General features: G+C 46.1%; 11 protein-coding genes. 8 read left to right on the plus strand and 3 right to left on the minus strand.

The genetic code is table 11. The annotated features are described in order from the left end of the window. Positions 1-229 precede the first annotated feature (229 nt). The 8 genes from L5L77_RS09765 (at position 230) to L5L77_RS09800 (ending at position 11,321) form a co-directional block, all read left to right on the plus strand. The gene (locus tag L5L77_RS09765) at positions 230-1,525 is read left to right on the plus strand and encodes an OmpP1/FadL family transporter (RefSeq protein ID WP_173244015.1); all 1,296 of its coding nucleotides are present in this window, start codon (positions 230-232) and stop codon (positions 1,523-1,525) included. Positions 1,526-1,627: 102 nt separating this feature from the next. Continuing rightward, positions 1,628-2,014 (plus strand): VOC family protein, encoded by a 387-nt coding sequence (locus L5L77_RS09770; RefSeq protein WP_028761061.1) that lies wholly within the window; start codon positions 1,628-1,630, stop codon positions 2,012-2,014. A 144-nt stretch (positions 2,015-2,158) separates the two neighbouring features. Further along, complete coding sequence (locus L5L77_RS09775) at positions 2,159-2,875, plus strand: SIMPL domain-containing protein (protein WP_113940700.1); 717 nt, start codon at positions 2,159-2,161, stop codon at positions 2,873-2,875. Between the two features lie 176 nt (positions 2,876-3,051). Beyond that, positions 3,052-4,065 (plus strand): efflux RND transporter periplasmic adaptor subunit, encoded by a 1,014-nt coding sequence (locus L5L77_RS09780; protein WP_263190940.1) that lies wholly within the window; start codon positions 3,052-3,054, stop codon positions 4,063-4,065. A 36-nt stretch (positions 4,066-4,101) separates the two neighbouring features. After that, a complete protein-coding gene (locus L5L77_RS09785) occupies positions 4,102-7,344 on the plus strand; it encodes an efflux RND transporter permease subunit (protein WP_263190942.1) in 3,243 nt (1,080 codons plus the stop codon). 43 nt (positions 7,345-7,387) lie between these two features. Beyond that, positions 7,388-7,600: a DUF2892 domain-containing protein gene (locus L5L77_RS09790; RefSeq protein WP_006082265.1), complete on the plus strand. Its 213-nt coding sequence runs from the start codon at positions 7,388-7,390 to the stop codon at positions 7,598-7,600. A gap of 129 nt (positions 7,601-7,729) precedes the next feature. Then, the gene (locus L5L77_RS09795) at positions 7,730-8,146 is read left to right on the plus strand and encodes a rhodanese-like domain-containing protein (protein WP_263222650.1); all 417 of its coding nucleotides are present in this window, start codon (positions 7,730-7,732) and stop codon (positions 8,144-8,146) included. A gap of 718 nt (positions 8,147-8,864) precedes the next feature. Beyond that, on the plus strand, positions 8,865-11,321 hold the full coding sequence (locus tag L5L77_RS09800) for a S8 family serine peptidase (protein ID WP_263222651.1): 2,457 nt from the start codon (positions 8,865-8,867) through the stop codon (positions 11,319-11,321). Between the two features lie 83 nt (positions 11,322-11,404). Here L5L77_RS09800 and L5L77_RS09805 read toward each other — a convergent pair whose 3' ends face one another. The 3 genes from L5L77_RS09805 to L5L77_RS09815 all read right to left on the minus strand — a co-directional run bounded on the left by L5L77_RS09805 (position 11,405) and on the right by L5L77_RS09815 (position 13,400). Beyond that, positions 11,405-11,950 (minus strand): YaeQ family protein, encoded by a 546-nt coding sequence (locus tag L5L77_RS09805; RefSeq protein ID WP_028761068.1) that lies wholly within the window; start codon positions 11,948-11,950, stop codon positions 11,405-11,407. Between the two features lie 159 nt (positions 11,951-12,109). After that, positions 12,110-13,021 carry a bifunctional precorrin-2 dehydrogenase/sirohydrochlorin ferrochelatase gene (locus L5L77_RS09810; protein WP_263163438.1) on the minus strand — a complete coding sequence of 304 codons (912 nt, stop codon included), beginning with the start codon at positions 13,019-13,021 and terminating at the stop codon, positions 12,110-12,112. Between the two features lie 19 nt (positions 13,022-13,040). Continuing rightward, a complete protein-coding gene (locus L5L77_RS09815; protein ID WP_263222652.1) occupies positions 13,041-13,400 on the minus strand; it encodes a rhodanese-like domain-containing protein in 360 nt (119 codons plus the stop codon). Positions 13,401-13,509: the final 109 nt, after the last annotated feature.

Below are 13,509 nucleotides of genomic sequence, written 5' to 3' on the forward strand. Positions count from 1 at the left end.
AAGCCCTTCATATCAAGCATCTGGCCAGACCATTCAAGCATACTAAAGTATCACTCTTGTTTTAAAGACTTTTAATTAACTGAAAATTAACATATTTCACTTCTGGTCGGACTTGTTGAGGGTACATTGAATCCATAAGATGCCGGAGACTAATAAATGGATTTAAATACTTTCGGCGGACTAGGACCGAATAAAAATCCAATACTTATAAAAAATAGAGAGAATAATAATGAAAACATTCAACAAGACACTCATTGCCGTTTCTGTCGCATTAGCAAGCACACAAACCTTAGCTTCAGGTTTTCAACTAAACAGCCAATCAGCAACGGGTATGGGCCGTGCATTTGCGGGTGATGCGGTTATTGCCGATAACGCTTCTGTGTTATCACGTAACCCTGCTGCTATGGCATTATTCGATAAAGATGCGATCTCCTTCGGCTTAACTTATGCCGATATTACTGTTGATGTTAAAGACGTTAACTTTGCCGGTGGTGCCGTTGACTTAGGCAGCATCGATGACGCGGGTAGCTCTAAAATTATCCCTAATATTTTCTACATCCACCCCATCGACGATAAGTTCGCCGTAGGTTTTGCCGCTTTCTCTAACTTTGGTACCGGTACCGATGCCAGCTCACTTTCAAAGAGTTTACCAGCAGGCTCACCAGCACCTTATGATCTGCTTGGCGAAACAGAAGTAACAACGGTTAATTTTAACACCAGCCTTTCATACCGTATTAATGACATGTTCAGTATCGGTGCTGGTATTGATGCCATTTACGGTGAAGGCCGTTTAACCCGTAACATGGGCGCGACACCTCTGGTTGACGTCGACGCTGACGGTTGGGCGTTTGGTGGTATTGTGGGTGCCACAATTGAGTTAGATAAAGACAATCGTTTCGGTATCAGCTACCGTTTCAGCCCAACAGTGAATGTTAAAGGTGATGTTAATACCATTACATCAACCAATATACCAAATGTTGGACAAGTGGCTGTTGCCACCAGTTTTGATAGTTTAGATGTACCGCTAGCGGATATCTTCCAAGTTGCAGGTTTTCATCAAATCACCCCTAAGTTTGCTCTGCACTATACAGCACAGCACACCCAATGGGGTAATTTTGAACAAATCACAGCTAAAGATGGTGTTGCAACCATTCCAGCTGTTGGAGTGACTCAAGCCGTAGGTGATGTTGCGCTGAAAGAATACCAATGGAAAGATTCATGGTTATTCAGCCTAGGTGGCACTTACACAATCAACGAACAATTCACCGTGCGCGCGGGTTATATGCATGACCAAGGCGTTGTGGACGAAATCAGCTCTATTTCATTCCCAGACTCTGACCGTAACTGGTATACAGCGGGTATGAGCTACCACATCAACCCACAAAACACGGTTGACTTTGGTATCGCTTATATTAAAGGTGAAGAAGTTCACCTGATCGAAAACAGCGCAATCGCAGGCCCTGTTAATGCGATTACTGAATCAAGTGGTATGTACTACTCAGTTCAATACAGCTACCAGTTCTAAGATAAATTCCTAACACCAAAGCCGCATTTTTTGCGGCTTTTTTGTATCTTAAGCATTTATTGCCTAAAGTTAATTCATACTCCTGTAAATGCAGCTACGGCTATGGCTAAAGTCATTGGACTCGGTGGAATTTTCTTTAAAAGTGTCGATCCCGTTGCCTTGGCAACTTGGTACAAAACCCATCTTCAAGTCCCTATTGAAAACTGGGGAGGCGCCGCGTTTTATCACACAGATAAATCAACTCTTGGCTACCATGTTTGGACCCCTTTCGCCCATAGCACGGACTATTTCGCCCCCTCAGATAAAGGGTTTATGTTCAACTTTGTCGTTGACGATCTAGAGCAAGCCCTAGTACAAGTAGAGCAAGGTGGCGGTCAACCGATTGGGGGTATTGAAGATTCAGAATTTGGCCGCTTTGGCTGGTTTATTGACCCTGATGGCAATAAAGTCGAATTATGGCAGCCAAGCGCCATCCCTCCTGAAAAATAAAATGCTTTAAACAGATATTTCAAAACTCATCTCTCAACATAATCTCCTCTGCCTTAAGCGGCATCTATTCCGAATAAACCCAGTGCATGACTGAGGTTTATTCGGTATCGTAGACTGAGTTCATCTAATCAAGAGATTCTTTTTATGGAAAAAAGTAACATCCTTCCTGCCCTGCTGTTAGGTGGTTTCCTTTGCGCTGGACTTGTTTATGTAGGCCAGACAGCAAGCTCAGCACTATTGCAAATGAAAGCCATGGAACGCACGGTCACGGTAAAGGGCTTAGCGGAAAAAGAAGTCAAAGCCAATGTGGCAATTTGGCCAATCAATTTCACTGAGGTCGATAACAATCTGCCTAAACTCTACGAGACGGTTCAGCAAAAAACCGATCGTGTTGTGGCGTTCTTAAAGGAACAAGGCTTTAGCGACAGCGAAATTACTGTCTCTTTGCCTTCAATTGAAGATCGCCAAGCCCAAGGTTATGTCGATCCCAACGTCAGATACCGTTACTCGGCAAAAGTGAACCTATCAGTTTATACCCCACAAATTGATCTCATGCTGAATACCCGTAAGCAAATGATTAACTTAGTAAAAGAAGGTATAGCGATCGCTAGCCAAGATTATGATAATCGCACTGAGTTTCTGTTTACCGATCTCAACTCAGTCAAACCTGTCATGGTGCAAGAAGCGACTCAAAATGCCCGCGAAGTGGCTGAAAAATTTGCTAAGGATTCGGATTCTCGCCTCGGAAAAATTAAAAGTGCGAGTCAAGGCCAGTTCACCATTTCAGACCGCGACAGCAGCACGCCTTACATTAAACAAATTCGCATCGTTTCCACACTAACCTATTATTTAAATGACTAAATTTTAGGCTTAATTTGAAGATCTGAAGCACGAGGAATAAGGCGCTATAGGCCTTATTCCTTATTCCTAAATTAGGTAAAAACACTACATTAAATTTTTCTAATAAATATTGATTGCCTATTGAAAACAACTCCATTAGAATTTTCTCATAAATTACATCTGGGGTGATATAAGTTATGACATCAATTTCTCGTGCTTTTTTCTTACTGCTGGCACTTTCCAGTACGCAAGCTCAGGCAGCCTCAGTCGAAACCATCGAAGTCTTAAATAAACCCTATCCGAATTGGGTCACCTTAGACGCCACCATTGAAGCAGTAAAAGCAGCGACGGTATCGGCGCAAACCTCTGGTCGTATTGTCAAACTCAACTACGATGTTAACGATGTCGTCCCCGAAGGAGCCGCCCTACTGGAAATTACCAGTAAAGAGCAAGGCGCTGAACTGGCAAGCTTTGAGGCTGATCTAGCCAAAGCGAAGGCTTTAAATGTCGAAGCTCAGGCACAATACAAACGTTATAAAGAGCTATTTCCCCAAGGCGCGATTTCTAAGGGCGCGATGGATGAAGCCACCGCCAATGCTAAAGCAACAGAACAAGCCGTCAGTGCAGCACAAGCCCGTGTCATCAAAGCCAACGAACCCTTAAAATACACTGTCGTTTCAGCGCCTTTTAGTGGCATAGTCACTGAGCGTTTTGTCGAACTTGGCGAAACCGTAAGCCCAGGACAAGCACTACTTTCAGGGTTTTCCGCGAGTCAAATGCGCGCCATTACTCAAGTGCCACAGCGTTACATTAACCAACTTAAAAATTCCCCCGAATTTCTCGTCCGTTTAAGTGATGGGCGCGAGTTCACCTCAACCGACCTCACGATTTTCAGTTTCGCCGATCCCGTCAGCCACAGTTATCAAGTGCGAATTAATCTGCCAGAAAATGAAGCCAATCTTCAACCCGGTACTTGGGCAAAAGCTTCCTTTAAAAATGGCGATCGGGAAAAAATCCAACTGCCCACCTCTGCACTGCTCACAATGAACGAACTGAGCAGTGTTTACCTTAAACAAGGCGAAGCCTTTGTACTGACCCAAGTCCGTGTCACTGAGCCCTTAGATGGCGAAGTAGAAGTGCTTGCGGGCCTTAAGTCGGGTGACAAGGTGGCCGTTGATGCCTACCAAGTGTTGCTCAGCAAGAAGCAATAAATTCCCTAGCGACTTAAGCTTTGTCGAGGTTGTTTTATGAAACATGCTCCAGTACCACAAACCACACTTGGGATTTCCGGACGAATTGCCGCTGCCTTTCAAAATAGCGCCATCACGCCGCTATTAGCACTTCTCGGGCTCTTACTTGGCTTATTCGCCATTTTGGTGACACCAAAAGAAGAAGAGCCACAAATTGATGTCACCTTTGCCGATGTGTTTATCCCTTTTCCCGGTGCGACACCCACGGAAGTTGAAAACTTAGTCACCCTGCCAGCGGAACAAGTGATCTCCGAAATCAAAGGCATAGATACTCTGTACTCGTTCTCCCAACCCGATGGCGCGCTGATCATCGTCATCTTTAAGGTCGGCGTTGCGCGCAATGATGCCATCGTCAGCCTATACAACCAGATTTATTCCAATATGGATAAATTGCCAAGGGGCGCTGGCGTGGGCGATCCGCTAATTAAACCCCGCGGCATCGATGATGTGCCCATTGTCAGTTTGACCTTATGGTCAAAGGACAGGCAAGTGTCTGCTGAGCAGCTAACCCATGTCGCCCTTGGATTAGAAACCGAAATTAAGCGTATTCACGGCACTCGCGAAATCGATACCGTTGGCCAGCACGATATGGTGGCCAACATACGTATCGATCCCGCCAAGATGAACAGCTTTAATCTGACCTACGATAAGTTAAGACAAAGCCTGAATGACAATAATATGGTCTCTATGCCTGCATCCTTAGTGCAAGGCAATCAAGAGATAAAGGTCCAAGCTGGGCAGTTTTTACAATCCATCGACGATCTCAAGCAATTAGTCGTCAGTGTCTATCAAGATAAACAAGGCAAAAATATTCCGATTTATTTGGCGGATATTGCTGAAATCAGCTTAAAAAGTGATATCCCGAAACAGAGCGTTTGGCACGCAGATAAAACCGACATTTATCCCGCTGTCACAATCGCAATTGGTAAACAAGCAGGCCAAAATGCCGTCGATATCGCCGACAGTGTGATTGAGCGGATAGCTAAGGTCGACAATGTGTTGATCCCGGCAAATGTCGAAGTCACAGTGTCACGTAACTATGGCGAAACCGCGGCGGATAAATCTAATACCCTTATTTTAAAACTGATTTTTGCCACCAGCGCCGTAGTTGTACTGGTCTTTTTAACCATGGGCGCCCGCGAATCCTTAGTCGTGGGTGTGGCCATTATTATCACGCTAGCGATCACCCTTTTCGCCTCTTGGGCATGGGGATTTACCTTAAACCGCGTGTCCTTGTTCGCGTTAATCTTTTCCATCGGCATCTTGGTCGACGATGCCATAGTCGTAGTAGAAAACATCCACCGGCATATGGCGCTCGGCAAAAAGTCCTTTAGTGAGCTTATCCCAGTGGCGGTCGATGAAGTCGGCGGCCCGACGATTCTGGCGACATTTACAGTTATCGCTGCCTTGCTGCCGATGGCTTTTGTATCGGGCTTAATGGGGCCTTACATGAGCCCGATCCCCATCAACGCCAGTATGGGCATGTTAATTTCCCTCGTTGTGGCATTTGTGGTCACTCCTTGGCTCAGTCGTAAACTGCTGAAACATAATGACCAACACGATACTGCCCAAGCCTCGCACGAGGATGAAGCTGAAACTAAGATGGTGTGCCTCTTTACTCACTTAATTGGTCCTTTCCTGCTGGGTAAAAATGCCCGTAAGGCAAGAGTGGGACTGGCTGCTGGCGTATTTGTGTTGATCGGTATCGCTGTCGCGCTCCCCGTGGGTCAGCTCGTGGTGCTGAAAATGCTGCCCTTCGATAATAAGTCCGAGTTTCAAGTGATGGTGGACATGCCAGAAGGCACTCCCGTAGAGCAAACACAAAGAGTATTGCAGGATTTGAGTCGCTACCTAACAACCGTCCCTGAAGTCGAGCATCTGCAATTGTATGCGGGCACTAACGCGCCAATGAACTTTAACGGCTTAGTGCGCCACTATTTCCTGCGTCACAGCCAAGAGCTTGGCGACATCCAAGTGAATCTAGTGGATAAGAAACACCGCAAGCGCGACAGCCACAGCATAGCGGTATCGGTGCGAGACGAACTGCAGCAAATTGGCGAGCAATATCAAGCCAATATCAAAGTGGTTGAAGTTCCACCTGGACCACCAGTGTGGTCGCCGCTGGTTGCAGAAGTGTATGGCCCAAGTCCCGCTATTCGCGAGCAAGCCGCATATGAGATGCAGGCGCTGTTCCATGAAACCAAAGATGTGGTCGATATCGATATTTTCTTGCCCGCCGCCCAGCAAAAATGGCAAGTGATGATCGACCGCAGTAAAGCCAGCCTGATGGCCGTGCCCTACAGCAATATTGTCGACTTGATTGCCACCTCAGTTGGCGGCAAAGATGTGAGCTATTTACATCAAGCCCAGCAAAAACAACCGATACCGATCCGCCTGCAATTAAACGAAGGCGCGAAAGTCGATTTAGAGCAAGTGCTGAATATGAAGTTACTGAGCCAAACGGGGCAATCTGTGCCTGTCTCTGAGCTGGTGACCATCAAACGCGGCAAAATCGATGCACCAATTATCCATAAGAATATGATCCCTATGATCATGGTCGTCGCCGATATGTCGGGACCACTGGACAGCCCGCTCTACGGTATGTTCGATATGGCGGGCAAAATTGATGGCACCGATGGCTTAGGGTTTGATCAGCATTATATTCACCAACCCACAGGGTTAGACTCAGTCGCCGTGCTCTGGGATGGCGAATGGAAGATCACCTACGAAACCTTTAGAGACATGGGTATCGCCTATGCGGTCGGTATGATTGCGATTTATTTATTGGTGGTCGCGCAGTTTAGATCGTATCTGGTGCCGCTTATCATCATGGCGCCAATTCCACTGACTGTGATTGGCGTAATGCCTGGACATGCCCTGCTCGGAGCGCAATTCACCGCGACGTCCATGATAGGCATGATAGCGCTGGCGGGGATTATTGTGCGTAACTCGATATTATTGGTCGATTTTATTAATCAAGAAACCGCATCCGGCGTGCCCTTTGAGCGGGCAGTGATCCACTCTGGCGCTGTGCGAGCTAAACCTATCATGCTGACTGCATTTGCAGCCATGATAGGGGCATTGTTTATTCTTGATGATCCGATTTTTAATGGCTTAGCGATCAGTCTGATCTTTGGTATTTTTATCTCGACCATACTGACGTTAGTTGTCATCCCTGTGCTGTACTACACGGCCATGAAAAACCGTATGAATACTGTTCAGATACAAACACAAAATTAACCACAACAAAGGCCATCACCAAGATGGCTTCAAGGAGTAAGGTATGTCATTAGAACGCAGTATTATGGCTTTTGCCGGATTTATGGTGTTACTGTCACTGGTGTTAACCGCCTATGTGCACCACAACTTTCTGTGGTTAACCGCATTTGTTGGCGCTAACCTATTCCAAAGTGCTTTTACCGGTTTTTGTCCTGCCGCCATGGTTTTACGCAAATTGGGTGTAAAATCAGAGGCTGAAATTGCTAAACAAAGCTAAGCCACATACAGTCATTACTTAAGAGTTAAGATAAGAGATAAGAGATAAGAGATAAGAGATAAGAGTTAGGTGAGCAAGTACACGCTTGGCTAATACAAGCGTGCCAAAAAGCCGTCAAGGAGAGATAAAGTGACCCACAACCTCGTAACCCGTGGCCAAAGTCTAATGCGCTTAGCCCTATTAAGCTTGCAATCACTGGTACTCATGCCACTGCTGCTAATGCCCATGATAGCCAGCGCCGCCGACCAAGATCCTGCAATCGCATGGGATAAAATTGCCGCAGGCGCTATGGTGCTCGATGTTAGAACGCCTGAAGAATTTGCCGAAGGTCATTTAGCGAATGCGGTCAATATTCCCTTTGAGCAAGTGGCAGAGGAGTTTGCTAAGCGTGGCATCGCCAAAGATGCTCCCGTCGTCTTGTATTGCCGCAGCGGTCGTCGTAGCAGTATTGCGACCGAAGCCTTAGTCGCTGCCGGATACACCCAAACCTATGATGGTGGCGGCTATTCCACCTTAGTTGAAGCGCAAAAAACGCCCGCTAAGTAATTAACAACCATCAAATTTCTAGTGTGGGGAAGTAAGAATAAATCACTTTAGTACTCTCACCTCGCTCTAGCCATTCAAGGCTTAACGGCTAAAAGCGCCCTAGGGCGCTTTTTTATTGTCTAAATAAAATATCGAAATTAAGCAGGGGGTGGATTAATAGGTTCTTACCAGATTCATTGTGGACGAAAGAACACAGGATTTTTTAGTAGTTCTATAAAATAAGTAACACCCGTATTCCCAAAAGCCTAAGTAAAGTCAATCCATTGGCAACTGCCACCCTATTGACAGCCTTTTGCAACAATTTCGCATAATCAATCACTTGAGAAAATATTATCATTATGATGAAAACTTAAAGTTTGTTTTTGTTATTTTTAATTACAAAAAAATATATATATAAATTTCAATGCATTGATAACGGTAAAATCAATCAAAAGCCCTCATATGAAGTCGTAAATTCGTATTCACTTATTCACGTTTATCACATAAAAAAACAAATATTTTAATAAAATTTGGTTACAAATCGTTACAACTTGAATTTATATGCACTATAAATGACTATTAAATCTAAATACTTACCAACCGCCATACCGTTAACAATTGATTTACAAATGACGTGGTCGCAGATAAATTCACTAACCGAGTAGCATCTGAGTCGTAGTTATTCTTATGAAACATAAAATAATAATGATTAACACTAAATTGACCATGGAAGAAGAACATGACAATCAACAGAACCACTAAAATAGCGTTAAGCCTTTCAAGCTTAGCTATTGCGATCTCAGCTGGTGTACAAGCAGCACCACAAGCCCCAGGTTTTGCCGCAGCATTACAAGCACAAACCTCTCCACTGCCAAAGCGTTATATTGTGAAGTTTAAAAACACTGATGCCGCGGCCATCATGTCAGCCAATAGTGTGCAATCAACGAGTGATCTGCAGTCACTCAATGACGCGACAACAGATACGCTACCAACCACAATGAATTATCAGCCACAAATGGCTGAAATCAGTGCCCAACATACCGCATTAAATAAAGTACAAGCGAAGGAAATGAAGCGTATCGGCCGCAGTAACAGTTACTCGGTGAAACTCGATGCCAAAGGGATCAATGCCTTAAAAACCCGTGCTGATGTGGAATATGTCGAAGAAGATATGCCACGCCGCTTTCTAAGTGAAAGTACGCCTTGGGGCCAAACTTTTGTGGGAGCAACCCAGCTAAGCGACAGCCAAGCCGGTAACCGCACTATTTGTATTATCGACTCAGGCTACGACCGTAGTCACAGCGACTTAGGTGGCAACAATGTCACAGGAACCAATAACTCAGGCACGGGTAACTGGTTTGAGCCGGGCAATAATAACGCCCACGGTACCCACGTTGCGGGGACGATTGCGGCGATTGCTAACAATGATGGCGTGATCGGCGTTATGCCAAATCAAAATGCCAATATTCATGTGATCAAAGTGTTTAATGAATCTGGCTGGGGCTACTCTTCATCCTTAGTCGCTGCCGTAGACACTTGTGTCACCAACGGCGCCAATGTTGTCACTATGAGTTTAGGTGGTTCAGGTTCTAGTACCACTGAGCGTAACGCTCTGGCCGCCCACTATAATAATGGTGTTCTCCTGATTGCTGCTGCGGGTAACGATGGGAATAGCACTCACAGCTATCCAGCATCCTACGATGGCGTCATGTCTGTCGCCTCTGTGGATAACCATAAAGACCACTCAGCATTCTCCCAATACACTAACCAAGTGGAAATATCAGGCCCTGGTGAAGCGATTCTGTCGACGGTTACCCGTGGCGAAGGCCGTTTAGCCGATATCACTATCGGCAGTCAGTCTTACTTTGACTCAGGTGTCGTGCCGCACAATCGCCTGATATCCTCTGGTGGCAGCTATGTCCCCGCACCATTTAACGGTACCAGCACTGCAACTTTGGCAGAATGTACCGTTAGCGGCACAAGCTTCAACTGCGGCAACATGACCAATAAGATTTGTTTAGTGGAACGTGTTGGTAATCAAGGCACTAGCTACCCTGAAATTAACGCAGCTAAAGCCTGTAAGAATGCGGGTGCCAGTGCGACGATTGTTTACAGTAACGCGGCATTACCCGGCTTACAAAACCCCTTCCTTGTCGATGCTAACAACGAAATCAATATGGTTTCTGTATCTGTTGATCGTGCAACAGGCTTAGCATTGCGCAATCAACTGGGCGCCACAGTCACTGTCAGCAACCAAGGCAATAAAGATTACGAGTACTACAACGGTACATCAATGGCGACACCGCATGTGTCAGGTGTTGCGACCTTAGTGTGGAGCTACCACCCAGAATGTAGTGCGGCGCAAGTCCGTAACGCATTGAAAATGACAGCAGAAGATCTTGGTACTGCGGGTCGTGACAACTACTATGGCTATGGTTTAGTTAATGCAGTTGCAGCAAAAGCCTTCCTAGACGCATCTTGTACTGGTCCAACGGGTCCTGTCGATCCAACCGAACCGGGCGATAGTGTTCTCGTGAACGGTGTGGCGAAAACAGGTTTAGCAGGCGCAACAGGTGAAGAATTACATTTTTCATTTGAAGTTCCAGCTGGTGCAACTAACCTAGGCTTTGTGATGAACGGTGGCACAGGTGATGCGGACTTGTATGTGCAATATGGCGCGGCGCCAACCACCACTAATTACGATTGCCGTCCGTATAAAAGTGGCAATAGTGAGTCTTGTCCAATCACCAACGTACAATCAGGCACTTACTATGCCATGGTGAAAGGCGATTCGGCTTTCACTGGTGTGTCGTTAACGGCGAGCTACACAGCGTCTAATGGCGGCGGTACGCCAACGAGCTATAGCAATACTGATAACTATAATATTCCTGATAACAAAGCGGCGGGGATCACTAGCCCAATCACGGTTACTCGCACAGGTGATTCAGGTACTGTGACTGCAGTCGTGAACATAGTCCACCCTTACATTGGTGACTTAAAAGTGCAGCTGATCAGCCCTTCAGGAAAAACGGTTACCCTGCATAACAACACAGGTCTTGGTGCAGACAATATCAACAAGAGCTATACCGCAGATATGACAGGTGCGAATTCGAACGGCGTATGGAAGTTAAAAGCCGTAGACAGTGGCCGTGGTGATGCTGGCTATATCGATAGCTGGGAACTGAGCTTCAAATAAATCAAAATCGATACTCTTACTGATACTTAAAAGTGATAAACGGAAAGAGCCTGCAATTGCAGGCTCTTTTTTTACAAAACATGTTATTCAATATCTTTGAGAATTTCAGGCTCAATCAACACGCTGGTTTCATTATCCGATAACCAAATTTGGCCTTCACTAATCGAAACTTGCAATGCCATATTACGCCCAACAAAGGCTTCCATCGCCGTGACGGACTCTTCGGCAATATTCCACACTTTTAAATTCTGATAACGCTCTAACGCTTGCTGATTCTGTTTCCACCAAATCGGTACACTGCGACCACCATAGGTAAAGAGCTGCACGACTTTGGCACGGCCGCTGGCCTTTCGCAGCCATTTTTCATCGGCCTGACCAAACTCAACCCACAACTCAATTTCACCGGATAGGGTTTTGTCCCATAGCTCTGGCTCGTCATCGACGCACAGACCTTTACTAAAACTTAAGGTTTCGCTGGCATTCACAATAAACGCGAGTAAACGCACCATCATGCGGCCATCGGTTTCGGAAGGATGCTGTGCAAGCGTCAATTGATGGTCTTGGTAATAATTCCGATCCATATCGGCTATCTGTAAATTGACTTTAAACACGGTCGCCTTGAGGGCCATAGTCATCCTAAATGCAGAGTGAAATCCTGAAACAGCGAAATCCTAAAATAAGGCTGCCGAGTCTACCTGAGACTCGGCATTAGCTCAAACGAACAATAGAATACGCCCATGAAATCGAACATAAAGTGCAATCGAACAAAAGGCTGAATCGGTAAGAAATTAAATCGCACCGGGTCGCAGATGTTTAGCCATGGGGAAATGGGCTTTCAACAAGCTGATTTTTTGCGTATCCGCTACCAGTAGCATGCGCGTACCCAGCTCATACTGTTGACTCAACTCACTGAAAGCGGGTAAAAAACCGCGATCTGCGTCGCGGCGAACAAGTTCAGCGAGTTCAACGCTTAAATCACCTTGGCTGTATATACAATCGAGGCGCTGCAATAGCGGCATGGCGGCGAGCGGCAGTAAGTCCACAGAGGTTGCATCATCCAACAAAAGGATTTCGCCGCGGCAGACTAAGTTATTAAACGCATTATGGTAATGCTCAGTGGTACGACTATCGAAACGGTCGCCATTGGTATCGAAAAAACGCTCCCAAAATAAGCGGCGTTTCGAGGTTGAATCGAGTTTATCTTGTACTTCGACGCGTCTATCGGCGACAAAATCGAATAACGGTTTGAGTGACTGCGGTAGGCTAGATTCTAAACGCGAGCGAATCGTGCGTGCAAATACCGGTGCAGCGCCCGCAGTGCTGATCGCGACCACTAAACGACCTCGATCAACAATAGAAGGAGTGATAAAGCGGCAAAAGGCCGGATTATCAACGGCATTAACCCAGATACCACGCGCGGTAGCTAAGGTCGCTAACTCTGCATTAAGACTGTCGTTTGCCGTAGCTAAATACACCAAATCATAATTTTGAACGTCGGCATGGACAACTTCACGCTGGGATAACAAAATGCGGCCAGCATCTGCATAACGTTGCACTTCAGGGTTCACCTCTGGCGCTACCACGTGGATATTGGCTTCAGTACGTGTCAGCAGTGCTAACTTACGGCTCGCCACATCGCCCGCGCCCACCAGTAGAACATTCAAATTAACCGTATCGACAAACAAGGGAAAATATTGCATTAGATGAGATCCTGAACGCTTAGTCCTGCACCACTGGCAGTTGACGCTGTACCCAGCCCTTATAGCCACCAATCATAGAGGCAACGTGGGTGTAACCCATAAGTTGCAGATTATGGGCAGCCAAGGCGGAGCGCGCACCACCCGCGCAGTAGAGTAATATGAATGTATTTTTATCAGGGAAACGCGCTTCGATATCACGCTCTAAAATACCCCGGCTTAAATGTTTCGCTTGGGGTAAATGATCTTGCAGCCACTCACGATCCTCACGCACATCAACAAGGTGCCAGCGGTCATCAGCCTGATAAGCTTCGATTGTCACTTCGGTGATATTAGGCAGAATAGCGTCAACAAGGGCGGAAAATGCATTGGGATGCTGCATCACTAACTCCTAGATAAGATATTGAATGACATAATGAATGTCAGCTTATCAGCAAAGTGTAATCTTCTCATCCTGCAGACGCAATCTTTCAGCCTCACCGCAAAGCTGA

Source organism: Shewanella sp. SM29, assembly GCF_025654245.1.
Taxonomy (GTDB): Bacteria; Pseudomonadota; Gammaproteobacteria; order Enterobacterales; family Shewanellaceae; genus Shewanella; species Shewanella oncorhynchi.